Source organism: Neisseriaceae bacterium CLB008 (genome assembly GCA_041228285.1).
Taxonomy (GTDB): Bacteria; Pseudomonadota; Gammaproteobacteria; order Burkholderiales; family Neisseriaceae; genus JAGNPU01.
On the sequence record CP166133.1, the window covers coordinates 1,919,077 to 1,944,080 of the forward strand.

Sequence of the window (25,004 nt, forward strand, 5' to 3'; positions counted from 1 at the left end):
TGGGCCGCTGGTTTTAATTCTATAACCATGGCGGCCGCATCAGGCTTTAAAGATAAAAACCCCTACCGAAGCGTATGCTTTAGCAGCTTAAGTTATGCAGAAACCGCTGGGTCATTGCATAATAGGGCCCCAAAATAACCAATCACACACTGATTCAATAAATTATCATTATTATAGGAGCCTATAAAAAGATATCTTGAATTCCCACTTTAACCTCAGGATAAATAACGATAACAACACCATTTTCAATATCCCAATCACAATCTAGTAATAACCCAAAGTCACCATTTCTCTTAAAGAGTAATGTCTTTGGAGTAGCGGTGCCAGTGGGCACGCCACCACTATGCATATATTTCGTTAGGTTTTCAAAAATAAGTCCTTCAAAATATTCCTGTTTTTCCATAAAAAGTTGATATGATTTCTTCTGCTCATCAGTAACAACTTCATTTTCAGAATATGCATCAAATACGCATTGAATTACATATTTTTTTGAGTTTATATTAAGCCCAAGTGCCTTAGTCCACCCGTAAAAAAAAGACAATTCGCCCAACCGCTCATCGTGATAACTCATCATTACACCTCTTCATTTTCTTTAGATAATTCTTCGGCTTTGGCAACAGAGATCCCCCCTGAATGGGGAATATTATTATGCACCTCCGCAGGAACAAGCTGCATGGTTTCACAATCCTCACACTCATGCCAGGTATAATTATTATCTTTACGCCATTGAGATACATCACCAGGTGACCAGTCTGTCTTGCCATCTTTTCCTTCAGCATTCCATTGTTCAGCTTGTTTGGTATCGGCCTGATTGAAATTAATCCGGCGGTCTGTTGTGAAGTCATCAATTTTCACTTCACTCTCCATTACTGTACTAAAATCTGGGTAACCATCCTTAAATACAATGGTTTCAATGTCATATTTATCCAGTATTTCACCCCATGTCAGACCATTTGGATTACCATTTTTACCATTGTCAGGATCAGGAACAACATCTGGATTGGGTTTCCAATGGGTTTCATTATTTATTTCAACCCACTCACCTCCAGTACGCGGTAATCGGCAATTATCAACCAAGCTTGCCTCTTGAGAAATGGCATCTGACAAACCAGCTTTTGTTTTTTCTACAAAAAAATCTTTTAACGATGTTGCCTCACTAACAACCTCTTTAGCAATCTCTTTAAGTACCATTGACTCAATCATTAAACCATCCCTCCAATGCTTCTTTCAGCACAATACTTAAGCCATTCATGGTGCATACTACCCAACTCTAAATTCTTATTGGCATAATCTTGAATATAGCAACCAAGTACTGCATCCAAAACTTCACGTGATGCACCACTACCCACTATGTTATCAGCAACTTCAACCAAATTTTGTGATAGCAAATGAAATGGATTGTCTGGATTAACGGCAGATTTTAGGTGTTTTTCTATAGTTGTCATTACTGCCAATTTAGAACCCAGTACTTGCAACAACAAATTCACCATTTGTTTATTGTCACTCCACAAGGATAATTTCCCAGTCTCCTGATATTCTTGTAAATTTTTTAATAAACTTACTCTTACATTAGTCGGAAGGTTTATAGATTCAAGCCCTTGTGTTATAACTTGCAAATCAGCCTTTTCTACTACTGCCATGTATTTTCGCAAAAGAAAACGTGATACGTGTAAATTAAACATTTGAGTAGAAACACGATTAGAAGCATCAGATGCATCAAACTGGTAAACAGTTTCATGGGAATTAAAATAATTAATTCGACACAAAACAGGCTCTAACCAATTATTTTGATTGACCAATGCGACACCTGTCGGCAATTTTGATAGCTCATCTAGTTTTTCATCATCTAAACCAATAGACTTACCCGCTGCACGTCTATCTGACTCTTCTGGTAACCTCATGACAATCTTGGTGTTGGTATTGCGAATTGCTGCAATATCCACAGCACCTGGCGACTGGTCAATAATCATAAAACCTTCACCATAGGTTCTCATCTCAGCAATTGAATTGGTAATCATCTCAACTGATTTAGATTCTAGACTAGCACCTCCCTCTTGGCCTGAAGCAGTCGTGGCCTTGAGAATATTATGGGCTTCTTCCAGAACAGTAACATGACGCAAAGGCAGATTCATGCCACCCTCACTCATTCGGTATTCATTTAAACGAACAAGTAAAATACCCATAATCAATGATTTTGTTTCAGATGAACCCACTCGGCTTAAATCGACAATACAGCTCTTATCAAACAATGTTGCCGAGTCAATTTCATTGTGTGTAAAGATCTGCCCATTCAAACCATTGGTTAATGATTTAACACGTGTCACCAATGAACCAATATAATTAGATTTAACCTCTTCAGAGAAGCTCGATTGCTGAACTACTTTTTCTAACGATTGTAGAACATCAAAAAAAGATGGGAAAATATTGAAGCCTATAGGATTAATAGATTCCTCCAGCGACCATCCACACCCATCATATGCATCTAAAATAGCTTCTTTTAAAATAGCAGGCATCGCCGCATACATAGGCCAGCAAACATTGAAAATCTCGACTAAACGATCAATATGCTCAAGAACATGTATATTTTCTGGAAAAGCAAATGGATTGATTCTAAGCAAATGGTTAATCTTAGGATTGGTGCCATAAACCGAAACATTATCTTGATTTCCAAAAACATGTTTATACTCACCTTTAGCAGGTTCAATAATCATGAATGGAATATTGTGCTCTTGTAACTGCCCTAAAATCTCATATACTGTATTGCTCTTACCAGAACCCGTTGATCCAGTAATAAACATGTGGCTGGTTAAATTATTTAAATCCAGCTCAACTTTTTGTTTGGTATCGCGCCACAAATGGTGAATAGAGCCCAAACTAATGCTATTTATGGCATTACTTGTTTTTAAATAGCCATCTAGATTTTGAACTTGTCTACCAAATGCCTGCGCTTTAATCACAGCAGTTCCTGATGTAGAGTGTCTTGGTAAACTAAGCTGAACAGCCATCTCCTGGCCTGAAACTAAGGTTGCTGGTGTTAAATATCCTATATCTAATGATGGTAAAAAATCTGCATGCAATCGAGGATGAGACAGGTTTTTTAACCAGCGCAAAACACCATTTAACTCATTATGAGATGCATCCCAAGTGGTTAAAGCAAAATTTTCAGTATTGGAATTTTGCCCTCTCATGAGTCCAAGAAAAATACTGGCTAAGGATTCAGATGAAGCAAAGTTATCACCAATAAAATAGGCTGCAGTATTCCAACCACCATAACGATTGGCTTCTTCAACCCGCTCCAATTGGTGATCGACCTTGGCTAGTAATTGCTCAATCCCCTTATCAACCATTTCCAAGGTCAGTGTTTTACCACTACCATATGTTGAAGTATCTGTTTTGGTCTTACTACTACCCCTTGTTTCAGTGGTCGTATCAGTAACACCTTCGGTATTGGTTTTTGATTGAGCTGTACTTAATGACTTTGTTTCAGAGTAACTACTGCCTGTTGTGCTCGAATGCGAATTGGACTCAGACTCCGAGATGGGTCTTCTCAAAACCGTCGTTGCCAACGTCCCAATAATGGGTAAAGCTGCCCACAGCCCATTTTTATTCACTGATGAAGACTGAGATGTAGATTCACTTTGGGTCGTTCCCTGTGTAGTAGACAAGCCCTCGGTAAGCGTTTCTCCTCGAGACTCCGTCAAACTCAAACTTTTACCCAAGGATTGGCTCAAGTTATAGCCAAGAGCATCACTCACGGCTTCACTTTGATTTTCGTTGTATGAGGCTGTTTGTTTTAACAACGGCGATAATTGTGTGGCAACTTGTTCATACCCCATTCGAATAACTTCAAGATCTTGCTTTAAAACAGGTTCAGCCAAAATAATTGCTTGATATTTTCGCCCTTCTGCTGCATCAATAAAACGCTCGATGCCTTGCATAAAGTGTTCTCTTTCCTCAACAGCCAATGATGGAACACCTGACACAGCTGTTACGGACGCAGCAGCAGATTGCCCGTTAATAGGATTTTGGATTTTTTCCAAAATACCCGAAATTTCTTGACCATTTAGTTTATTAAGTGCGCTACCGCCAAAATGGCCTTGAAATGTTTCTGTTAACAAACTACCAGCATTAGAGCCTTGGATTTTATTGGGTTCACCACGAGCACCTATATACAGCGTTGTGGTTTCTCCATCACAATCAATGTAAAAAAACACAGAGAATCCAGCAATGCCCAAAGCTGTGTATGCTGCTGATAAACTTTCTAATACCGATTGTTTATTGTCTAAAACAATTCGTTCTACTTTGTACAAACTAACATCTGCATTTACATTTAAGGTATTTCTGGGAAATATTGGCTCTACTTGGCAATTTTTCAATTGCGCCAAATAGCCTTTGTTAATCACAAAACTACTTTCTGCCAAAGCTTGTTCAGCCTTTTGCACGTATTGATTTGCCGTTACGATATTGCTACTCATTGCAGCCCCTTACTTAACAATTTTAAACAAAATCAACAAACCAGCCAAAACAGCACCACCAATAAGAAAAATTTTCTTAACAATATCATTTTGTCTTTGGCTTTGTCTTTGGCTTTGGCTTTGGCGAATAGTAGGCGTAGCAACAGGCGTTGCTGCTTTTGGTTCGGTTTTTATATTTGTCTTATTTGCCTCACTCACAACCAAACGTGATTGCGCTGTTTTTTGATTCAAAGACACCAATACATTGGTTAAATGTAATAAACGCTCTATAGCAAAATTGGCATTCAAATAACTTTGCTGTTCCAACAGGTAACGCTCATCCCAACTACCCTCATCATTATCAATGGTTTTATTGAACTTAGAGATTGCATAGGCTTCAAATAAACTAGGCAATTCTTGATAAGCATACAAAATCGACAACAAAACATCTTCAACTGAATAGCTTTTAGTATTGATGTACAAAGATAACAATGCCTTAATCTTAGCAACATCATTACCTTGTATGGCAGTACTAAAATCAGCAGTCGGTTGGTATTGCATTAATAAATTCTTGTTTGCATTTAATAGTTGATTGATATCCAATTGCCCAGCCTCCGAAGACATAACTTCATTATTCATGATTTCTGAGTGAACACTTGCTTCTACACCGTCAACCAACACGGTAAAGCCTTTGTAACCTTTTTCTTGTAGGTATCTTTTGACTTCCAGTGCATGCATACACCGTTCGTATGTGAACTCTTCACTCATTAATGTGCCTATTTGCTTCATGAAATAGCGCTCATCCCAAGAAACAATGTTTGTATCAAACTCTTCTGATGATTTGTTATCAACTTCTGATGATTTGTTATCAAAAATATCTTTCGGGAGCTTGTGCAGAAACTGCTGACCATTATCTGCAGCTGATTTTTTATTTGTTATTTCGGATATCACTTTTTCTTTGGTCATGGTCATGATGCTGCTCCATTTTCATTAATAGATAAAATACGGAATAGTTTTTCTTCAAATTTATTAATATCATCCAAATTCTGTGTGGCTTGTTGAATATTTTTTTCTCTTAATGCTTTATCTTGAGTTTGTGCATACAAATCTGCTGTTAAATCAGAAAATGCTTTATCAAACTCTATTGCCATGAAATTGCAAAGTTTATCTACTATCTCTCCAGCTTGTTTTTTCGATTCCTCTACCGCCAAGTCAGAAACCTTATCCAAATGTATTTTAATATCAACAAAATGACGATCCCATAGGTCGACAACATTAACCTTTTCATCAACCACTGTTGCTGTATAGGTTTCTTCCACTTCAGATTTCCATAACCACAAGCTTCGCCAAGTTCTTTTTTCCACCATTAGAGTACGCTCTACTTGACGTTCATGTTTCTGAATATCTTGATCACTAACATCCAAAACGAACGCCTTTTCTGCAAGTTGCCCGATTCGTGTTTTTAAACTATCAAAAACAGGAAGGTTTAATGTATGAATATCCTCAACACTCTCAAACACACGACTAACATGCTCTTGGTATTTATTTAATAAATCTTTTTCAACAGACTCTTTAGATGACTCATGAGCTTTTTCCAACTGAATGGTTAAATTAAGCAAAACATGGTTAACTCGCTCTTCTAGTTTGGTAAATCTGGTTTTTGCTTGACTCGGCTCAACATCCCCTTGAGCAACCGTATCACCAATTTTATTTAACTCACTAAGCACATCTACAAAACAGTTTAGAATATTATCAGCCACGGCATCAGCAATTGCACTGTCATTCAAATCAGCAATGAAGCCTTTAGAAGTTAATGCTTCGTCCCTTTGCTTATTTAAAGCTTCTAAGCTATCTGCAATGATAGATAACTCTTTTTCATCAGTTTCTAAAGCTTTCGTAATAATTTCTTTATTTGAACTGAGTTTGATGACTTCCTTCAAAACATCATGTGCTCGGCTAACACGGTGGGGTAAGTTATACTTATTAATATACTCACTAATAACAGCTTCTACAGCAGGGACTCCACTGCGTTTTAAAGCTTCTGAATGGTTCTTGTTATCGAGAGTCATTTGCTCAGAGCGATTTAATGGCATGTATTGAATTAAATCCATGCTATCTTCTTCAGTGAATAAATCCTCAAATTTCGCTAAATCTCCACGCTCACTGCGTGTCAATAAATCAGGGCTTAAACCCCTTTTTCGCAACAATGAAGCAAATTGAGCCGATATTGGATAGACTCTGGGATTCTCAATACCATTCTTGCATAAATACTCTTTGGCTCTGGTAACAATCTTTTGTAAGTCTTCACCTTTTTCTGGATCAAAGACATCTGCTTTATTTAAAATGAATAAAAAACGGTCTCTACTTTGCTTCCCGCCCTTACTCATTGCCTTTGAAATACTATCTAACAAACCTTGATCATCTTGAATACCCAATTGTGACGCATTCAAAATATATAAAATAACAGGACTTCGTTCTGTATTTTCAATTTGTTCCATAGTTGTTTTTGCATGGCTTTTGTCTTGGCTATTATTGGGTCCTGGAGTGTCTGTCAACACTAAACGCACATTTTCATTTTCCTCAATGCCAATTAAGTTACCATCAATTGAAATACAAGCTGTTTCAGGGTCTTTATTCCAATCTGCAATAAAGCTAACCTCATCCTTCGATGAAGTATCACTAATATTGACTTCTCGCTGCGGCCCTATTTCATCGCCTTCTCTTGAAAGACGAGAAACAGTAAATTGCCCTTGTTTTCTGGCTTTATTATTGTTGATTTGTGCCAATGTTGCAGTAGTTGCTTCATTTAGTGCAGGAAGCAAATCGCAACCTAACATACTGTTAATGAATGTTGACTTACCTGACGACATGGTCGCGACCACAAAGACATCAAAATTATTATCAAATGCTGTATTTAGGTTTTTTTGGGTTTCTTTGTTGCTATTAAAATATTCACTGAATAAAGGATTGGCCTTGGCTTCTTCTATCAACTGTTTCATTTTTGATAAACGATTCTCACCATTCTCAACTCGATGGAAAGCCAACTTGATATTAAAACCATTCGTGTTAGCGCTCTCTACTGCTGCTTCCACATCAATACAATCACTTTCAACACCAGTAAAATCAACCTCATACTCTCGTTCTTGGCCAAAAATAGCATACAAATCACCAAAAAAATTATCAATCCAAAATTGCAATCTCTGTGATTTAAATCTAGACAATTCTGAATTTTCGGCTGGTATTTCACCATTTACCCAAATATTAGTTTGAATAGTAAATGGATTATGCTCAATTTTTAATGTAATCATGCTGCTAAACCTTTCTGATAATTTACCAATTGAATATTAAATTCAAGTAGGCCACTACTGCTAATAAGTTGCTTAAAAATTTCTTGTTTGTTTTCTATACTAATGCTTTGAAAGTCACTAAAAGTTAGCTCTTGACCAATATCCATACTATTTATAACATTGACCAAAAGATGCCTTTCACTGCGACTCATTGGATGACCATTTAAATATTTAGAGGCAGTCAAAATAGCCAATGAAGACATAGGGATGATTGCCGCCTTATCAAACTTGCTCAGATTAAATTGGCTTAAATACCGCTTAGCATTCTCACAAGCTGTTGCAGCATTTTCTCCTTTTTCCTCATCCAAGCAATCAACTTTGTTAATAACAAACATAATATGCTTTGTGTTATTCTCAACCTTTTTAATAAACTCCAATAGCCGCTTATCATCCTCAATACCAATTTGAGTTGCATTTAACACATAAATGATCAAATCTAATTTAGTATCGGATATAAACCGCTCTAAAATAACCTGATGCCTTTTATCTTGACTGTTATTGGGTCCTGGACTGTCATAAATCATTACTGATTGAGTCATGTTAACGAGGTTCTGATAAGGCCCCCTTACCTCAATATAAGACACCTCGACATCTTGGTTCAGCTCCACCAAAATCTCTTTGTTAATATGCTTTACAGGCGTTATTTTTTTACTTCGTGCTTTTTTAACAAAACCATTTTTTTGAAAATCAAGTAAATCATTATCTTGTCGAATAGCAGTAATCTTAGCTGTTGTCGCTTCATTCGCAGAGTACAATAACTCTATACCCAATATGCTGTTAATTAATGTCGTTTTGCCAGAGCTCATGGTTGCAACCACGGCAATGCTAAATAAATCCGTACTCACTTGATTAATACCTTCATTTTATAAGACAGTAATATTTAAAATAGGCCCAGATACTGAATAAAACCATGTCACACAATAAAATAATCTACTTCTTCCACTCCACCAAAATCCGCCCATTTGCCAGATCTCGGCAAATTTCATATTGCGGATTCCATGTAAGGATATTATGTGCAGCAATGCCTGTTAAAGCGGCCAGGCCTGCGCCCATTGAGAAGATACCCGTAGCAGCAGCCACGATTCGGCCCTTGGTGTAAATGCGACAAGTTAAACCAGCGGCTTCGATGGCTTCTTCTATTGACGTACATTGATCAAACGTGTTTTCAAAATCAATGCCATGAATGTGAAAACTTTTGCGTTCTGCGACCAGATTGTCAATTTGTGATACATCACTGAACTGCAAAATTATTGGTTTTTTCTTTTTAAAAAACATGGTATTTTCCTTATTTTTTGAACCATTCCGTTACCAAATCCCAAGAGCTGGCTTCTTGTATTTTGATTTGGCTGCTGCCACATTTGGGGCAATTGGATAGGCCAGGCAAAGCATCACTTTTGATGGTTGGGCTTTTCCAAGAGCAAGTTTGGCAGCATAATAATTTTGGTGGGTATGGAGCGATGGGCATCTGCAATATCCTTGTTAATCCAATCAATGACACAGTGTAACAATAGGCATGGACAGCTTATGTCCTAGTTGGCCAAGTATTGCTTGAGCATTTGTTTTAATTTGGTCTGCAATTCAATTGGGCTCACAATTTGCATATGCGGGAGCCAATACTGCACGACAGGAACGACTTCCATGGGGTTCACATCTTTGCAGGTAATGAGCAAAGCACCATCATCAAAGGTTTGGGTGATTTCTTGATTGGGCAATAAGGCGCGGCGTTGAAAATACATGGCGACGCTGGCATTGGCCCGAAGAACGATTTCACTGAATTGATTTCCATAAGAAATACTATCGGATTCTTGGATTTCAGCCAATAAATTGCTATCTGGCTGAAACCACTCATCAAGAAGCTCTAATTGATTAATTTGTGAAAAGCAGAATGTTTTTCTTTTGCCATTATCTAAAGCGATTAAATACCAAATACCACTTTTATTCACTAAATGATAAGGGTGCACACAATAGCTTTTTCGCTCTAAGCCATTCACTTTGGTGTAGACAAACTGGGTAATTTGGTTGGCTTTGATGGCCTTAGCCAAAGCATCAAATTCACTTAATCGCTCGCGAATGTCTTCGTAATTCACCCCTTTAACCAAAACACTGTTTTTAAGGTGGGTTAGAAAAAAATCTCGGTCAACTTGAGGAAATAAGCCTTGTACACATAAAAAATTAGCCAAGCGACTAAGATCATCATCACTTAAATGCCCATACTTACCTTTATTAATACTGTAATAAGGACCTTCCTCTACCCAATCCACAAAAACCAATCGCTCACGCAAATCTCGGCGGATGGTTCGGGCATCAACATCAAACTCATCAGCCAATTTATTAATGGTGAGACGCTCTCCGTCGTTTAAGCGTCGTAAAATTTCGCCAAGGCGAGTTGCTAATTTTTGGTGTTTACCTTCTGTCATCTCAATCTCAAGGTTTTAATCATCATTGCTACATCATAACGAACCTAATGGACAGCTTGTGTCTACTCTTCAATATAAGGGTAAAATGGTTTGCCCCATTCGGATAAGTCAGCATGATCAATCATGACGCTGACAAATAAATACAAACAATCTGCCAATAGGTTACACGCATCTTTGAGCTGTTCACGGTTAACACTGCTGTTATAACTAGAACCACCATGAAAAATTTGATTACGTAAAGTATATAAACGCTCAAAAACAATAAATAAAACTGACTCCATGTCTTGATTAGCCAACGATTGATGGGCTTTTTGTTTAGATTCTTTAAATTTTAATAACCAAACATCTTCCGTGATCAATCCGTTTTGGTATTGCCAAAATGGTTGAAATACATATTGATTGTCCATTAATAAGCGGACACTATTCGGATATTTTTTCCAAACTAACTCCTTAGCCTCATCATGTGCCTGGCGAGTAATCACACCAATAAAGTTACGAAAACCCAAACGATCAAACGCATTCTCATTATTCGCATAATCTTTAGCATAGGCAGCATTAAAGGCAATCCATAAACTAATAAAACGAATATCTAAGTCTGCGTGTGATTTGTCAGCTTTTTTTAACCAACTTAAGCAACGGTGTATTCGTAAACGAATTGTGTCCGGTACAGTCTGACATTGGGCCTCATATTTATGAATTAACTGGTTTAATGCCATAAAACATCCTCCCTCTCTGTAATCTTCTAATTGGTTATTTTTATAGAAAAGTGCATGACATAATATTATTTATTTAAAATGTATTAGCATTATCATTCCATTCACTTAAATAAACAAATACAAACACATAAATTTATCGTATAAAAAAACAAATCATTGAATGATATATGTTTATATTTCAACATTTATAATATTCTAGATACCCTGCGTTAGAAGGCCAAACTCAAGGCAAGCCCTATCAAAACAATCAAACGTAAAAGTAGATGAGCAGTACATTACTGTTAGTCTGATCGCATAAAAAAGAGAAATGCAGGTCTTGGGCCGTATCCCAAGGTTAGGTATTAATTGAACCGTAAAATGAGTAATCATATTTCGAGAACAGTTCGCTACAGTACTTGGCTCATTAGAAGAAAAATACTGCTGTCAACCTGGCAGAAGAAGCCTAGATTCATAGAGATGACTAAATCTAGGCATATTGAGCGATAACCATATGAGCACAAAAAATATGCTCAGTAATGGATCAGAACACTTACTACTTATGTTTTCCTATCATCGTTCATAAACTAATTAATAAAATACAGCTAAATCACATTACTGATACTTTAAAGGCCATATAGCTAGAGACCTCCAAAGAGAAAGAAATACAGCCAGAGTGTCGGCCTGAGCTTATAGCCGTGCTCAGTCAATCCTAGTTGAGGTTTCAAAAGGTAATTAGCCAATAAAGGTTGTGCATTCAAATTAAGACGAAAGAATGCCTGGTAATATGCTTTCGTTAGGTATAAAAGAATTACCGAAGAGTTTCAGAACTGCCATTTACGCATTAAAGAATAAGCTCTAGATACCTAGGCACTTAGGTAAGAGCTTCTGTTGATTGTGTATTCAGAACAAAGTACTTATGTACATGTGTAATACATTAAGAGAAAACTTGAGGCCAAGTCAAAGCTTGAGGTTAGAAAGTCGTAGGAGAAGCGTTACCGAATATCAGCCCATCAAAATTCCAAATAGTATGCCCTCACTACATTAATATCTTTCCAACCATTATCTAATGGGAGCTAACCCCAACCAATTTCTGGCTTACTCCTCAAGATAAAAGACGTAAAAAAAGGACCTAAGCATTAAGCTTAAGTCCTTGATTCTTTTGGTCGGAGTGAGAGGATTCGAACCTCCGACCCCTTGCACCCCATGCAAGTGCGCTACCAGGCTGCGCCACACTCCGACATTTAAAACAGTATTGCCTAAATCGTTAAAAAAGCCTTGAGATTTCATCAAGGCTTTTTTTGTATTTGGTTGCGGGGACAGGATTTGAACCTATGACCTTCGGGTTATGAGCCCGACGAGCTACCATGCTGCTCCACCCCGCGTCTGAGAAATACATAGTACGCCAAGTGCGCTTTTCTGTCAACGTTTATTTGTGCACCATCTGCCCACAAACGGCTTAAGGCTGGGCTTTTTAGCATAAGGATAGGGTTAAACCATAACAATTCAGATGCTTAGGTACGCCTCTATATTAAAGCCTGACTCCTTGGGGTTAAGTTTCGCTTAGCCTTGCCTTCACCGTAGACAAAACAGTAAGCTACAGAAGCCTTGTCTCATACAACCCACCAGTGACGTAAGCGCATCACTCACCCACGCTGGCTTCATCAAAGCACTGTGTTCCCAGGCGCTTAAAATTACCAAAGGCGACAATGTATTTTTGGTTATTGCCACGTAATAGCTCATGCTCAACCGTATCTTGCGGCAAGAGATCAAACACCACGGCTTGGTCATCATCGCTCGTATTACAGCCTCGGTTAATCAATACGCGAAAAAACGTGTTGCCGGTATTTTTTAAGGTACCGGCACGCTCATCATAAGCGTACTCAAATTTTTGCTGCCGAGGCCGGACCACGGCATAAGTATCCAATGCCACAATGGTGGATACCATAGAATCCTTAACCGCAGCCTCGTCCTTAATGGCACTCAACGGCACCTCACGGATCACCATTCGATAATAGCGTTCTTGGTCATCACTGGGGCCGCGATAAAAAATCTTAAAATACTCAAATTGGCCAGCATTCACCAACATTTGTAACGGGCTATACATCACTTCCCCGTCGGGGATGGGCCTGGCCGTCTCTGTTTTACCTGGGCGATCAATTTGATACATATTGATCAAATACATATTGGTTGATTTGCTGTCGTTATAAAATTGACGAGATATATAAGGTTTATCCGCCTCAACCACAAATACATCGTCGCTCACGTACAGTGCTTGGGCTAGGCTACTATATGAGCCTAAAACCATCAGCATTAAGCGTCCGAGCCAAGTCTTCATCATGTCATTCCTTCACCATCAACAGCTCTTTCGCGTCAGACGCTCAGGCTCTAGGTTATTAAGGTAATACATCGTTGCCGCGCCAGATCGCCTTCACTTTCACCTCACCTTGAGCTCTGACCACGCCAATCCAATCTTCACCGGACAAGCTAAACAAAGAGCTGCTTTCATTCATTGGGAAGGTCAACTTTAAATTGGTCCGATAAAAGCTACCCTCTTGCGGCGCATTGGACCACGGCGTTTCTTCCCAACGTGCAGGTAAGATGTCCATTGGCTCATCACCGCAGCTATTGCGCTCTTTGATCGTACGACCGGTGGCGTCTACATAGCTTAGGAATGCTGAAAAAGGCACTTGAATCTTATTGTCAGGCGATGAAAACAGGCAGTAGTTCACCCCCCTATTCGAACGGTGAACGGGGCCGGTCACCTGAGCCGTAATTTCATTGGCCTGGCGTGGGCCGCTGGTGCTGACGATGTATTCAAACTCGATCGGCGGTTCGATATGCCCTACCTTACCCGTACGGGTTGGGTTAAGTATGAGGTCTTTATCCACGATGCTGATGCCGTAATCTCTAGGGCGCAGTAAAATGGTATTAGACGGCGTGAACTCATAAAAACCAGATTCCGGCAAACGGCTATTTCTAAAGTTAAAGGTAAAGAAATTTGAACTTTGGCTTAAGTCTATGCCTTGAACAATAAGGGCTTTCAAATATTTTTGAGTAAAAAAGACATATAAATGGCCTTTGTCTTTATTAAAAAACAAATTTGACTTTGATTCTGTTGAATAATTTTTCCATGTGGCCGTACCCGTGCCATCACCACTGCCTAAATAAATATCAGCGCCAGCCATGCCCTTGGGCTCACCTTCAGGCGCAATATACATACGAGTTGTTACATGGCCATAAAATCGACCCGTTTGCTCATAATCGATAAACCGGCAGGAAATCCCATCCTTGTCATTAATCCTTCCATTTTGGCAAAACTCACTGCCCAACCCAACCGTCGCATTCCCATTCTGATCAACAAAAATCTCTTGTAGGGCATTCGTCGAAATCAGCCGAATCTGACCTGTTTTGGTAATGTCAAAATCCTCTTTACGCGTTGTACCCCCTAAGCTCACACAGGTATCTCCAGCTTCAACATTATACGCTTTATTCTTAGAAACATGACAATAGTTAAAACTAAAACGCTCTTGCCTTCCTACTACCATGTTTTTAAGATAGGTGTACATATTCTCACTAAAAATACCCCTAGTGTAGCCTGCTTGTGCATCCCAGTAATCCATCGGCACCTTATAAATCCCATCACGCTTAATTTTTTCTGGTCGTACAATCCCATCACTAGGGCAACGTCCCTCCCCTTTAAAGCAACGAGACCCTACAAAGGGCTCACTCACTTGTGAGCCTTCAAGCCAGATATCAAACCAGTTGTTGGTGCTAATCAAATCATTGTTACCCATATAGCCCAAACTTCTTTGGTCTTTTTGACGATATTTCACAAAGGTATTCGCTCCCGAAAAACGTGGATCTAAAAGCTCTGCGGTCACAAAATACTCATTATCAACTTCATTATTGATAAAGAAAAAAGCATTTTTTCGAGCCATACTTTCCGCACTCAAAAAGGACAGGCCCAATGCCAACACCATCAATAATTTATATGTTTTCATTTACATTCCTAATTATGTATACCGGCTACCACAATCAAGTCAGCAGCCGCTTGAGTCTGTCTGCTTAAACACCAATATCTTTTGTTTTGCTTCTTCGTTAACGATCAATACGCCAAATTCAACAACATAAGCCATTTATTAATGACCTATCACTAGTAGGCACGCCACTAAGGTGTCATCAAGCTGACATGAATCCCCATAGGTTCACTCACGCACATGACTTCATCAACATTCAAAAATTCACTGCAACCACTTAATCTCGATAAACTAATGTCTTGAAATACTGTACTCAACTGAATCTGTTCGCTTACATAAACAGAAGCGTCTTGCATGGTTTGAACATAAGGTTCTGATCCCGAGCGAATTGGTTGTTCCCACTCATAATAATGGGCGTCATTTGCAGCAGCTTTTGTTGCTGCAACGACCTTCGCCTGTAAGGCAAGGCTTGCCTCTGTCGGCATGTGATTTAATGCTCTTGACGCCACAGACTGCTCAACCACAGCAGCAGGTGCCATGGCTTTAGGAATGTAGCGACGTTCATTTTCTTGGCTTAAACGTGACAACGGCTGCATCTGAGCCGATGGCTGAGACATGAGGTTTACTTCAGGTGCGCGCCAGGCCAAGCTTTGTGGCCGTTCTGTGACCACAGTGGCGACGGGTACGATACGATCAACAGCAGGCTCTGGCGCCACCATGCGTGGTGGCTGCGCTAGCCGCTGACGCGTCTCAACATCCGAAACGGGCAAGGCGGCGTGGCGCTGAAGCTGCATGGGCTGGAAGTCACCCTCGCCTCGACTCACGTCAAACGCACGGCCAGGCGCCGGGGATGGATGCTGTGGCGACAGCTGACTCACGGCAACCGGCTGAGCCACAGGCACAATCGTCTGCTCACTCACGGCAACCGGTTTTACCAGCGGCGCAACCGGTGGCTTAGGTGCATGCGCAGGCTGAGCTGCCGCCATCACCTGAACGGGGGCGTCGTCAACGGCCACGGGTGCCGATGGCGCCGACGGCTTGCTTTTAGCCAGCTGTGTTGCCGTACCGCACCCTAAATCCCCCACCCATAACACGCCTTTGGCTTGACGTAGATCCAGCTCAACATCACATTTCTGGCTCTCATCTACTAGGCTAATGGTTGGGTAGCGCTTGTCGACGTCCATCGAGAAGGCACCGCTGCTGTCGGTCACGGTTTTGCCAATGTGGTTCTTAATCTGGGCATTGGCCATGGCCTCACCCTGCTCGGTGGTCAGCCGACCAAATACCGTCACCAGCTGCTTCACCTCAGGGCGATACACTGCCACGTTGCCCGGATAGAGCGTCACGTTTTGGGTTTTACCCTTCACAATATTGACGCTGTCCATACTGTTTTTATCGTTCATCAGCTCAACTTTATATTCGGCATACGGCGCCAAAGGAATAAAGTTGTTCTTGCCGGTGAGCTTATAGTTTCGACCATTCACTTGGGCCGACAGCGAGGCGCCACCGGTCATATTGGTTTGAATGATCACCCCAGATTCTTCACGTTTGCCGCTGGGCACCACTTTGCCGCCGCCAAAGGCGATCGAGCCGCCGGCGGTTAAGTTGCCGCTGAGGCGCTTACTGTCTGGGCGCGACAACGACACCGTACCTGCGCTGTACTTAGTGTCAAACATGGCGTAGGCGTTGGTCGAGAAATCACTGTTACGCCCGGTTTTGTCACGCAGCTGTTTCGAGGTATTGAGGCCAATCGAGCTAATCGGGCCATCATCAAACGTTTTGCTGGCGCTCAAATCGAGGTTCACGTCACCGTTATCCGATGACAAACCGGCGTTAATCCAATTAGAGAGCGGAATCGAGAAGCCTAGAGAAATGTATTTTCGATTGTCCGCCGGCGTGTCGTTCCCGTATTGATAGCGCTGGACCCCAGCACGCAAGCTCATGGTGCCACGGCGCCCTGAATACAAAGAAGTGGCGTATTCAAAGTTGTTGGAACGCGTATTCACCCGACGATCAACGGTACGGCTAAACGTCAGCGAGCCACCATTGTTCATGAGTTTATTGAAATTCAGGGTGCCGCCAAAGGAATAGGTGTCGCTGTCGTAAATACCCAGGTCACCTTTAATATTGCTTTTTTCTTTACTCACCCAAACCGAACCATAGCCCTTGGGCAGGGTGGCGGTAGCATTAGCGATGTAACGCCAGCGTGCCTTTTCAGAAACCAAGCCTTGCACGCCTACCGTGCCATAATCCAGTACGGCTAGATTGGCCGAAGTTTCATTAACAAAATGTTTGTCAAACGCGTAATTAGACGTTTGCAGTGACAAGCCTGACAGCACGGGTAAATTCACCGCCGCCGACACGCCCGCCAAATAGGTTTCTTTGGTGCCTCCTGTCAAGCGCTCGACGTTGCTGTCGTAATCAACATAGCCGCCATACACTTCCCAGCTGACCTCATTCATGTCGGCATTGCTGCTCGAGAAGGCCTTATTGATGCGGTGGGTGGTTTTTGAGCGCACTTCACCGTCGATCATCACGTCAATGTCGACGTCGTAAATACCAAACGGCAGCCGTCCAGTATCAATTTCAAAGCTCCCCATCGGGAAGTTTTCAATGCTCAGCAAGCGACCATTACGGTAGACGTGCACTTCACCCGCTGCCGGCATAAAAATAGTGATCGGGGTTAAAGAGTATTGGTTGTTTTGTAGCTTAGTGGACGACTTATTCCCAAACGTGGCGCCATACACTTTACTGGCGTTGAGTGCGGACAAGCTGGCAATAGACTGCAAATTCCAGGTATCGAACATCCCCAAAGCCAGGCGATTGCCGTTGACGTCGCGCTCATACATGGCACGATAAATCTCACTGCTTTGTCCGTCGCCCTTGCCCACGCCATAAACCGAGCCGTCTAAAGAAAAATGGTGCTCTTTATAGCCAATGGTGTTGCGAATATTAAAATAGTTATTGTCATTATTAACACCATTTTTAACACGGGTTTGATACACCCCCATGTCGTAGGTGGTGACGGCAGAAACGCTGTCTACGGAAGACTCTCCCAACATAAACTGACGGGGAATCACTGCTGTAGACAACGCTTCTGCGGTGACGTCTAGCGTCAGCACAAAAGATTGGATATTGAGGTTTAGTGCCGCATCATCAGATAGGTGAATACGGGTGCTGTTGTCAAAAAACCGCTCTTCCAGATTCAAAATCATGGCCTGGGTTTCGGCCGACAGCGTAGCGCCTTTCGGATCCTGGCTCAGCACCACCTCTTGAATGAAGAGCTTGCCGTCTTTTAACGCAATGGCGGCATCAGCCACCTTTTGACGCTCTTCGGGGTCTCCCTCCACAAAGCGCAGATACACGGGTACAGTCAAACCCTGCTGTAAGGCTTGCCCAAACATCCCAGGGATGATGTATTCACCCAAACGCACGTCACCTATCGCTTGGGCCGAAGCCACACCCGCCGATGAAAACGCGATGATGACCGAACTAGCTATCACCTTCACATTAAAAATAAACTGTTTTTCCATGGCCCAAACCTAAATTTTCAAAAGTAACGCTGTACAATCAAACAAAACGATGTCGTCTGGCTTGATTCCTAAGTTTTTATTCATCGGGCCGTTAACGGTCAACGTTACGAGGTTTGCCTTCATTCACCGTAATAAAATTATCGCGGTGCCAAATACCGACGTGGGCTTTCTTATCGGTTAAATTACCAAACTTTAGCTTCACGCCTACGCCAGGCATGACGTAATAACGCTCATGACAGGTTTTTTGACCACTGGGGTTGGGGGTCTTGCAAGGGCCAAAGGCCACCACGCGAAAAGTAACGTTGCCGCGGTTGTAAACGGCACCATTCTGGTATTCGTAATCAAAGGTTTCTTGCCGAGGCGCCACCACTAAAATAGTGCCAATACTGGCAGAAGTCGTGGCGGTGGCGGCTTTAGCCGATTTCGACAGACCATCTTCCTGTACGGGATTGTCTTGCCAATTAAGGCGGTAATAACGCTCTTGATCGTCTTTAGGACCATCATAAAAAATACGGAACACATCTTTGCCCTTACCAGGCAAGATAAGGTTGGCGGGCGTAGACAAAATCTCGCTGGCCGAAGACAAAGGCAAGGCTTCCCCACCCTCCATCGGTGAGCTAATGCGCTCAATACTCAAACTCACCAAACGCGCGCCATCCACTGTGTTTTCAATTTCTTTAGCCAACATGGTCTGGTCGGTGTGAATCAATGCGGTGATTTCACCCACGCTGATCGCCTGAGCCAAAGCGCTGACGGCCCATACCGAAGACGCAAAACCATATTTAAAAATATGCTTCATAAATCTTCTCCTAAAACTGAGGGGGCCTAGCCCCCTCAACTCAAGCACACACTAAAAGCTAGAAAACTTTTTAGATAAAGTCGCCAGTCCAGGTGGCAACGAATTGAACGTTCACGTTACCGTCCCACAAACCGTCGGTTAGGTCTTTATAGGTTGCAGGGGCGCCAGCAACAGAAGCAGAAGTAATGTTGAAGTTGAATTGACCCAAAGCGCTTACGCGGTCAGATTTACCGAATGCATCACCAGCGGTTAAAGCGGTCAAGCCAGAGTTCACGCCATTGGCGGTATCAATCATCACCACTTCGCTGTCTTTAGATAGTTTTTCGCCGTTCCATTTAACGCCCACTTCTAAAGTAGAATCGTCAGAAGAGCGAGCCAAAGTAGAAGAAATCACTTTAGAAGCCAATTTAAAGTCGGTCGCGCCTGATTGGCCTGCGATGGTCACGTCAAACGCGCCGTCTAGAGTGTTAAATGATTGTTGACCTTCAGCATAGTTAAAGGTCAAAGATTTCAATGGAGTAACCACTAACATGCTTTGTGTGTCTTTAATGGCTTTTGCATCCCAAGAAGCGATGGCTGAAGCAGTACGTTCTGCAGCTTGCGCAACAGAAACAGTCCCCAAAGAAGCAGCCAACAATACGGCCAGTGTTAATTTTTTCATAATATTTCCTTTAATCACTTTCAACAAAAATATACAAGCGAGCGTGCTCATATAGACAAACAACAAAAACCCTTTAAAACGTAGTTCTTGTCGACTTAAACATCCATCTCCAGAAGAAGCAGCGCATTCTTCAGTTCAAACATCGACTTTTCGCCAAGGCCTGCAATACTGTTGATGCCGCTTTTATCTAAAGACAATAATTCACCTACGGTATTGATTTTATTTTTTTTCAAGGCGTTCAACACACGATTAGATACTTCTAGGCTATCGACCAACAACTGTTTTTTTTCTTTTAAAACCTCTTCATCGCTGACCATGCTCTTACACTTCATCCACGCCCTCTCTTGCGTATCAAACTCCCACAGTTCACCACTGCTGGTTAAAGCAAATAAACTATTACCAACGCCTACCATTTGTGTAATTTTCATTTTGATGAACCTATCGTAAGAAATATGGGATTCAATATCGCCAACTTGCTGAGGTACACAACAAATCAACTGTCTATTATTAATGAGTCAACATAGCCAACTAAACTTGTGCCTATTATATCGAGCTCAATGTAAATATTTGTCCAGCATTTGTTAATAATAGTAAGTAAATGCTAAATATTATCAATATAGGGAAAAATCATAAAAAAACCCGTTAATATTTGAATTTTTATGCTTAATTTTACGTAAATTAACTCTACATAACATTTATTAACCTAATAAGCCCATAGAGAGCGGTATAACTAGAGATGATGAGTGGGGATGGCCGCATGCAGGCTCAAGCTAACAAGACCCCCTACGGATCAGGCGGCCTGAGCATTGGCTATAAATTGAATAAGTACACTAGGATAAATAGGAGCAGCAGCCGTTTATTTGATAACAAGTTGTTCCGAAGTACTGCCGCAAAAGGAACCACCAAGGCTCAAGCCCATCATGAGCTAGGCCTACACTATTGATATGAAAATAAGTGTTTAAACGAACACCATTGGCGAGCACCCTGGCTCTACAGGCCTATGCTCAAAAGGAACGATCCTACCTAAGCCTTTCAGCCAAGATCAGACAGGCACTTAAACACTTTATCATTATTCTAAATAATTAATACGTTAAGGCTAATAGGGAATGGTGCTGAAGAATGGCTTGATTTATGATGGGGATTGCAGTCATCCGTAACGTGGTTACTTCTGCATTTCCCCTGATGGTGACCGAGGCCATCAGGGGCTTTTTTCAGCTCCAGATGGCCTCGCTCGTCAACCGACTACAAGGGCGCCAAAGGTAGGCGCATTAAGGTACTGTACGAAGTGAAGCCTTCTTTCACGTACAGCGCCATAGCCCGTTCGTTTTTAGCCAAAACGCTGAGTTCCAAATAATGAACCCCTTGTGCCTGCGCCCATTGCTTCGCCTGCTGAATGAGCGCATGACCTAGCCCTTGACCACGCATGTCTGCGCTCACCACCACGTCCAGAATAAAACAGCTGTTTTTGGGGACCAAACAGTTATAGGGCAGCGTCTGCTGCTTTTGCAAAATGATCACCCCCTTTACGTCGCCTTCGACTTCAGCAATATAAGCCATAAAGCTGTCTTTTTGAGCGATGACTGCCTCTAAAAAACCAATGTCTTGCGATGCGGCTTGCTGATACTCCGGCTCATATTGTGCCATCTGTTGAAATAATACTTGGTATAAGGCCTGTATCGACGCCATGTCTTGTCGCTGTGCCACTCTAATATTCATTATGCTTCCTTCTCAAGTGCGCCTCATCGACGTCACCCACCATAATACAAAGGTCCATAAGTTTTAACCTATGGACCGCTCATCTACTCTTACAAAACAGCTTAAGGTAATGCCAGCCAGTCTACTTTAGATAAGTAGCTAATGTGCTCGGTCCGATAATCATTTAAAAACTGATTATATTGATGCACTTCTGTGTGATGGTGCTGGAACCCACACTTTGCTTGAGCTTTAAATGACTGTTCATTCTCAGCAAAATAGCCGCACCATAAGGCCTGCATGTTCAAATATTCATAAGCATGCTGCATAATGGCTTTAACCGCCTCTGGAATCAAACCTTGACCCCAAAAAGGCACGCCAATCCAATAGGCCACTTCAGCTTCGTTATCGGCAATGTCAAAATTACTGTCTTGACCAATCAAAAGACCCACCATGCCAATGGCTCGATTATCTTCTTTCAAGGCAACGGCATACACCTCTTCATGGGCAAAAACGGTTTGGATAATCTCTAAACTTTGTGCCTCACTCTCATGTACAGGCCAACCGGCAATAGGCCCTACTCTGTCATCTTTAGCGTATTCATACAGGCTGGCTGCGTCGCTGTCCTGCCAGGGTCGAATAATCAAACGTTCTGTGGTCAACATCATCACTTAATCCCTTTCTTGATATTTTGTCGTTGTTGTCGGCGCTATTTTAAGCACAACAAGCCGCGTCCCCAAGAACCATATCAAAGCAATATCGGTACTTTTAAAAACAAAATAAAGAAAATCGGTTAATATAAACGTTTATTCACACCCAAAACAAAACCTCATGAACAACGCCCTAGATGCATTACAAAACAACCAAGCAGGCTATGTTTATGGCTCCGGCCAGCTTTCCCCCCTCTCAAACCATCCTCTGGCTCTGGCCTACGTCTCCTTAATCGTGGTTGAAAAAGGCCAAATACGCCTAAATATTCAGTTTCAAGACTATCTACTCAAAGCTGGCGACGTGCTCATCCTTGCCGAAGACTCCTTAGCCATAGTCAAAAACCAGTCCGGCGATTTTAGCTGCCAATATTATTTATTAAACCGAGACTTCGCTGCCGAGGTGGCCTATGTCTTGCCGCACTCACTCTTCGCCTATCTGTCAAAAACACCGGTATTTTCGCCCATTTTAGAACACGCCATACTACTACAGGCCTGGCAAACACAAAGCCAATTTATTTTAAACGAGACGACGCAATACCAACGCATATTGTGGCGGCAGCATCTGCAAAATTTCTTTTTGATTTTAGCCGACCTCATTGGGGACCAGCGGCCATTAAATCAAAATGAACACAGCCGTAAAGAAAAGCTCTGCTGGCAGTTTTGGGCCATGGTGGCTCAGCACAGCCAGCAAGAGCGCGAAGTGGCTTTCTATGCCCGAGCCTTACACATTACGCCCTATTATCTATCCCAACTGTGCCAACACTATTTAAACGACAATCCTAAAACCCTCATTGACCGCCAAGTCATTCTGAAGCTTAAGCAGCTCTTAAAAACCAATGGTTTGTCGATTCAACGTATTGCCGACAAGATGCATTTTAACGATCCATCCTATATGAATCGCTATTTCAAAAAGCACACAGGACTCACGCTAAGGCAATATCGGAAGGGGCACTAAAAAGAGCTCAGCCTCTCTAAGCAATACTGTTGACGAACCGGCCTTTCAATACCGTTCACATCAAGATACTTGATTTTAAATAGACTTAATATTCTTGCCTCAGTGTCTGGTCAGCCCAATACTCATCCCTATCTGACTAAGGCAGCACGTCATTTCCACGCCAAACTGCCCTTACCCTCACCTCGCCTTGAGCCCGCACCACCCCAATCCAATCCTCACCCGACAGGCTAAATAAGGAAGTATTTTCATTCATGGGAAACGATAGCTTTAAATTAGTTCTAAAAAAGCTGCCTTCTTGTGGTGCGTTGACCCATGGCGTTTCGGCCCAACGCGCGAACAGGATGTCTATGGGCTCATCGCCGCAACTATTGCGCGTACGCACCGTATTGCCAGCCTGATCGACATAACTTAAGAACGCTGAAAAAGGCACCTTAATTTTATTGTCCACAGAAGAAAATAGACAATAATTAACCCCACCACTTGAGCGATGAGCAGGGCCGGTCACCTGTGCGGTAATCTCATTAGCCTGACGCGGACCGCTGGTGCTGACGATGTATTCAAACTCAATCGGCGGCTCGACATACCCTACTTTTCCGGTTCGGCTTGGATTGAGCACAAAATCCTTATCGATGATGCTGATACCGTACTCTCTAGGCCGAATCAGCAATGTATTAGACGGCGTAAAATCATAATAACCCGACTGAACATAGCGCTCATTTCGAATTTGGAACGTAAAAAATCGCTGGCTTTGCTGTAGGTCAATCCCGCTACGCACCAGCTTTCTGAGAAAGTCTTGCGTTAAAAACACATATAACCCTGTGGTTCCTTGAGTAAACATGCCGGTGCGATAGCCCGTCGCACTGTATGGATACCAATTAGTCGTATTGGCACTAAAATAAAGATCCGAAGCCGAAACCGAAATGCCTCCTAATAAAGCAGGATTTAAGCGTAATCCAACGCCAAATCGATCATGAGGTCGTCCCTGAACATCATAGGTCACCAACTGGCACATCACCCCATTTTTACCTTGTATAAACGCCCCCGCACAAAATTCAGAGCCCAAACCCACTGTGGTATTGCCATTACTGTCCACAAATAACTCTTGTAACGCATTGGTCGATTTTAAATTTAGCTGAGCCAACTTAGTGACGGTCATGGTATCGGTATTGGTTCGAACGTCATTAAAATCAGCACATTTCTGTCCTCGAGAAGGATCATATTGCTGCCGCGAGGCACAGCTGGTAAACACAATATTGGTTACTTCGCCCACGGGGAGTTGATTGAAATAAAGATAGGCGCTGTCGCTTAAAATAGGCCGTACATAATTGGACTGCCCTGGCGTTCCTTCACGCACCATGCCATAAGCACCATCACCGCCCACAACTTTTGGATGAATGAGGCCTGTTGAGGGACAGCCGCTGGCGGAAGTCATGCAGCGATTGCCCTGAAACGGTGATGGTATGGCTGGCGAATTCAGTACAATATCGTAATATTTATACGCGGCCGTCATCGTCGTGCTGCCCGCGCCCACATAACCTAAACTGCTGTGGCGACTAGCGAACTTACTGAACACGTTGGTGCCGTTAAAACGGCGCTCCCCACTTCGAAATTCACCGGCAATAAAAAACTCACCATCGATTTCATTATTAACCATCACATAAGATTCAGTGCCAGACGCTGCGTAGACGGTACTCGTCAACAGCATCCATGACAGACACGCGATGCGCCACGGTGCCATGCCCAATATTGGCAGTTTACTCATCA

19 protein-coding genes and 2 tRNA genes are annotated in these 25,004 nt (G+C 42.1%); 1 reads left to right on the top strand and 20 read right to left on the bottom strand.

Annotated elements, in window-relative coordinates; translation table 11 throughout:
- Positions 1–181 precede the first annotated feature (181 nt).
- The 19 genes from AB8Q18_08830 to AB8Q18_08920 all read right to left on the bottom strand — a co-directional run bounded on the left by AB8Q18_08830 (position 182) and on the right by AB8Q18_08920 (position 22,243).
- Entirely contained in the window at positions 182–574 is a 393-nt protein-coding gene (locus tag AB8Q18_08830) for a hypothetical protein (GenBank protein XDZ50300.1), read from the bottom strand.
- Positions 574–1,203 (bottom strand): HNH endonuclease, encoded by a 630-nt coding sequence (locus AB8Q18_08835; GenBank protein XDZ50301.1) that lies wholly within the window; start codon positions 1,201–1,203, stop codon positions 574–576. Before AB8Q18_08835 ends, AB8Q18_08830 begins: the two co-directional genes overlap by 1 nt.
- Positions 1,203–4,475, bottom strand: coding sequence for a DUF87 domain-containing protein (locus AB8Q18_08840; protein XDZ50302.1), 3,273 nt, complete (start codon positions 4,473–4,475; stop codon positions 1,203–1,205). The genes AB8Q18_08835 and AB8Q18_08840 overlap by 1 nt, the downstream gene beginning before the upstream one ends.
- A gap of 9 nt (positions 4,476–4,484) precedes the next feature.
- On the bottom strand, positions 4,485–5,426 hold the full coding sequence (locus AB8Q18_08845; GenBank protein ID XDZ50303.1) for a hypothetical protein: 942 nt from the start codon (positions 5,424–5,426) through the stop codon (positions 4,485–4,487).
- Positions 5,423–7,762: a dynamin family protein gene (locus AB8Q18_08850; protein ID XDZ50304.1), complete on the bottom strand. Its 2,340-nt coding sequence runs from the start codon at positions 7,760–7,762 to the stop codon at positions 5,423–5,425. The genes AB8Q18_08845 and AB8Q18_08850 overlap by 4 nt, the downstream gene beginning before the upstream one ends.
- Positions 7,759–8,646 carry a dynamin family protein gene (locus AB8Q18_08855; protein ID XDZ50305.1) on the bottom strand — a complete coding sequence of 296 codons (888 nt, stop codon included), beginning with the start codon at positions 8,644–8,646 and terminating at the stop codon, positions 7,759–7,761. The genes AB8Q18_08850 and AB8Q18_08855 overlap by 4 nt, the downstream gene beginning before the upstream one ends.
- Positions 8,647–8,731: 85 nt before the next feature.
- A complete protein-coding gene (locus AB8Q18_08860; GenBank protein ID XDZ50306.1) occupies positions 8,732–9,076 on the bottom strand; it encodes a hypothetical protein in 345 nt (114 codons plus the stop codon).
- A gap of 254 nt (positions 9,077–9,330) precedes the next feature.
- Entirely contained in the window at positions 9,331–10,218 is an 888-nt protein-coding gene (locus AB8Q18_08865; GenBank protein ID XDZ50307.1) for a helix-turn-helix transcriptional regulator, read from the bottom strand.
- Positions 10,219–10,280: 62 nt separating this feature from the next.
- Positions 10,281–10,934, bottom strand: a complete 654-nt coding sequence (locus AB8Q18_08870) for a hypothetical protein (GenBank protein ID XDZ50308.1) — start codon at positions 10,932–10,934, stop codon at positions 10,281–10,283.
- Between the two features lie 1,139 nt (positions 10,935–12,073).
- Positions 12,074–12,150, bottom strand: a tRNA-Pro gene (locus tag AB8Q18_08875).
- Between the two features lie 68 nt (positions 12,151–12,218).
- Positions 12,219–12,295 (bottom strand) — tRNA-Met (locus tag AB8Q18_08880).
- A gap of 257 nt (positions 12,296–12,552) precedes the next feature.
- The gene (locus AB8Q18_08885) at positions 12,553–13,251 is read right to left on the bottom strand and encodes a hypothetical protein (GenBank protein XDZ50309.1); all 699 of its coding nucleotides are present in this window, start codon (positions 13,249–13,251) and stop codon (positions 12,553–12,555) included.
- 55 nt (positions 13,252–13,306) lie between these two features.
- The gene (locus tag AB8Q18_08890) at positions 13,307–14,914 is read right to left on the bottom strand and encodes a hypothetical protein (GenBank protein ID XDZ50310.1); all 1,608 of its coding nucleotides are present in this window, start codon (positions 14,912–14,914) and stop codon (positions 13,307–13,309) included.
- 167 nt (positions 14,915–15,081) lie between these two features.
- Positions 15,082–18,423 (bottom strand): CS1-pili formation C-terminal domain-containing protein, encoded by a 3,342-nt coding sequence (locus AB8Q18_08895; protein ID XDZ50311.1) that lies wholly within the window; start codon positions 18,421–18,423, stop codon positions 15,082–15,084.
- Positions 18,424–18,514: 91 nt separating this feature from the next.
- Entirely contained in the window at positions 18,515–19,222 is a 708-nt protein-coding gene (locus AB8Q18_08900) for a hypothetical protein (GenBank protein XDZ50312.1), read from the bottom strand.
- 70 nt (positions 19,223–19,292) lie between these two features.
- Positions 19,293–19,883, bottom strand: coding sequence for a common pilus major fimbrillin subunit EcpA (locus tag AB8Q18_08905; protein ID XDZ50313.1), 591 nt, complete (start codon positions 19,881–19,883; stop codon positions 19,293–19,295).
- A 95-nt stretch (positions 19,884–19,978) separates the two neighbouring features.
- Complete coding sequence (locus tag AB8Q18_08910; protein XDZ50314.1) at positions 19,979–20,311, bottom strand: DNA-directed RNA polymerase subunit alpha C-terminal domain-containing protein; 333 nt, start codon at positions 20,309–20,311, stop codon at positions 19,979–19,981.
- A gap of 814 nt (positions 20,312–21,125) precedes the next feature.
- Positions 21,126–21,599 carry an N-acetyltransferase family protein gene (locus AB8Q18_08915; protein ID XDZ50315.1) on the bottom strand — a complete coding sequence of 158 codons (474 nt, stop codon included), beginning with the start codon at positions 21,597–21,599 and terminating at the stop codon, positions 21,126–21,128.
- 101 nt (positions 21,600–21,700) lie between these two features.
- Positions 21,701–22,243, bottom strand: a complete 543-nt coding sequence (locus AB8Q18_08920) for a GNAT family N-acetyltransferase (protein ID XDZ50316.1) — start codon at positions 22,241–22,243, stop codon at positions 21,701–21,703.
- Positions 22,244–22,406: 163 nt separating this feature from the next.
- Here AB8Q18_08920 and AB8Q18_08925 point away from each other — a divergent pair, with 163 nt between their 5' ends.
- Positions 22,407–23,240: a helix-turn-helix domain-containing protein gene (locus AB8Q18_08925; GenBank protein ID XDZ50317.1), complete on the top strand. Its 834-nt coding sequence runs from the start codon at positions 22,407–22,409 to the stop codon at positions 23,238–23,240.
- Positions 23,241–23,376: 136 nt separating this feature from the next.
- Here the strand turns inward: AB8Q18_08925 and AB8Q18_08930 are convergent, their stop codons facing one another.
- On the bottom strand, positions 23,377–25,002 hold the full coding sequence (locus tag AB8Q18_08930) for a hypothetical protein (protein XDZ50318.1): 1,626 nt from the start codon (positions 25,000–25,002) through the stop codon (positions 23,377–23,379).
- Positions 25,003–25,004 lie beyond the last annotated feature (2 nt).

Excerpts from the sequence above, each read along its gene's own strand:
- AB8Q18_08830 (XDZ50300.1), bottom strand. The coding sequence starts at position 574 with ATGATGAGTTATCACGATGAGCGGTTGGGCGAATTGTCTTTTTTTTAC.
- AB8Q18_08835 (XDZ50301.1), bottom strand. The coding sequence starts at position 1,203 with ATGATTGAGTCAATGGTACTTAAAGAGATTGCTAAAGAGGTTGTTAGT.
- AB8Q18_08840 (XDZ50302.1), bottom strand. The coding sequence starts at position 4,475 with ATGAGTAGCAATATCGTAACGGCAAATCAATACGTGCAAAAGGCTGAA.
- AB8Q18_08845 (XDZ50303.1), bottom strand. The coding sequence starts at position 5,426 with ATGACCATGACCAAAGAAAAAGTGATATCCGAAATAACAAATAAAAAA.
- AB8Q18_08850 (XDZ50304.1), bottom strand. The coding sequence starts at position 7,762 with ATGATTACATTAAAAATTGAGCATAATCCATTTACTATTCAAACTAAT.
- AB8Q18_08860 (XDZ50306.1), bottom strand. The coding sequence starts at position 9,076 with ATGTTTTTTAAAAAGAAAAAACCAATAATTTTGCAGTTCAGTGATGTA.
- AB8Q18_08865 (XDZ50307.1), bottom strand. The coding sequence starts at position 10,218 with ATGACAGAAGGTAAACACCAAAAATTAGCAACTCGCCTTGGCGAAATT.
- AB8Q18_08870 (XDZ50308.1), bottom strand. The coding sequence starts at position 10,934 with ATGGCATTAAACCAGTTAATTCATAAATATGAGGCCCAATGTCAGACT.
- AB8Q18_08885 (XDZ50309.1), bottom strand. The coding sequence starts at position 13,251 with ATGATGAAGACTTGGCTCGGACGCTTAATGCTGATGGTTTTAGGCTCA.
- AB8Q18_08890 (XDZ50310.1), bottom strand. The coding sequence starts at position 14,914 with ATGAAAACATATAAATTATTGATGGTGTTGGCATTGGGCCTGTCCTTT.
- AB8Q18_08895 (XDZ50311.1), bottom strand. The coding sequence starts at position 18,423 with ATGGAAAAACAGTTTATTTTTAATGTGAAGGTGATAGCTAGTTCGGTC.
- AB8Q18_08900 (XDZ50312.1), bottom strand. The coding sequence starts at position 19,222 with ATGAAGCATATTTTTAAATATGGTTTTGCGTCTTCGGTATGGGCCGTC.
- AB8Q18_08905 (XDZ50313.1), bottom strand. The coding sequence starts at position 19,883 with ATGAAAAAATTAACACTGGCCGTATTGTTGGCTGCTTCTTTGGGGACT.
- AB8Q18_08910 (XDZ50314.1), bottom strand. The coding sequence starts at position 20,311 with ATGAAAATTACACAAATGGTAGGCGTTGGTAATAGTTTATTTGCTTTA.
- AB8Q18_08915 (XDZ50315.1), bottom strand. The coding sequence starts at position 21,599 with ATGAATATTAGAGTGGCACAGCGACAAGACATGGCGTCGATACAGGCC.
- AB8Q18_08920 (XDZ50316.1), bottom strand. The coding sequence starts at position 22,243 with ATGATGTTGACCACAGAACGTTTGATTATTCGACCCTGGCAGGACAGC.
- AB8Q18_08925 (XDZ50317.1), top strand. The coding sequence starts at position 22,407 with ATGAACAACGCCCTAGATGCATTACAAAACAACCAAGCAGGCTATGTT.
- AB8Q18_08930 (XDZ50318.1), bottom strand. The coding sequence starts at position 25,002 with ATGAGTAAACTGCCAATATTGGGCATGGCACCGTGGCGCATCGCGTGT.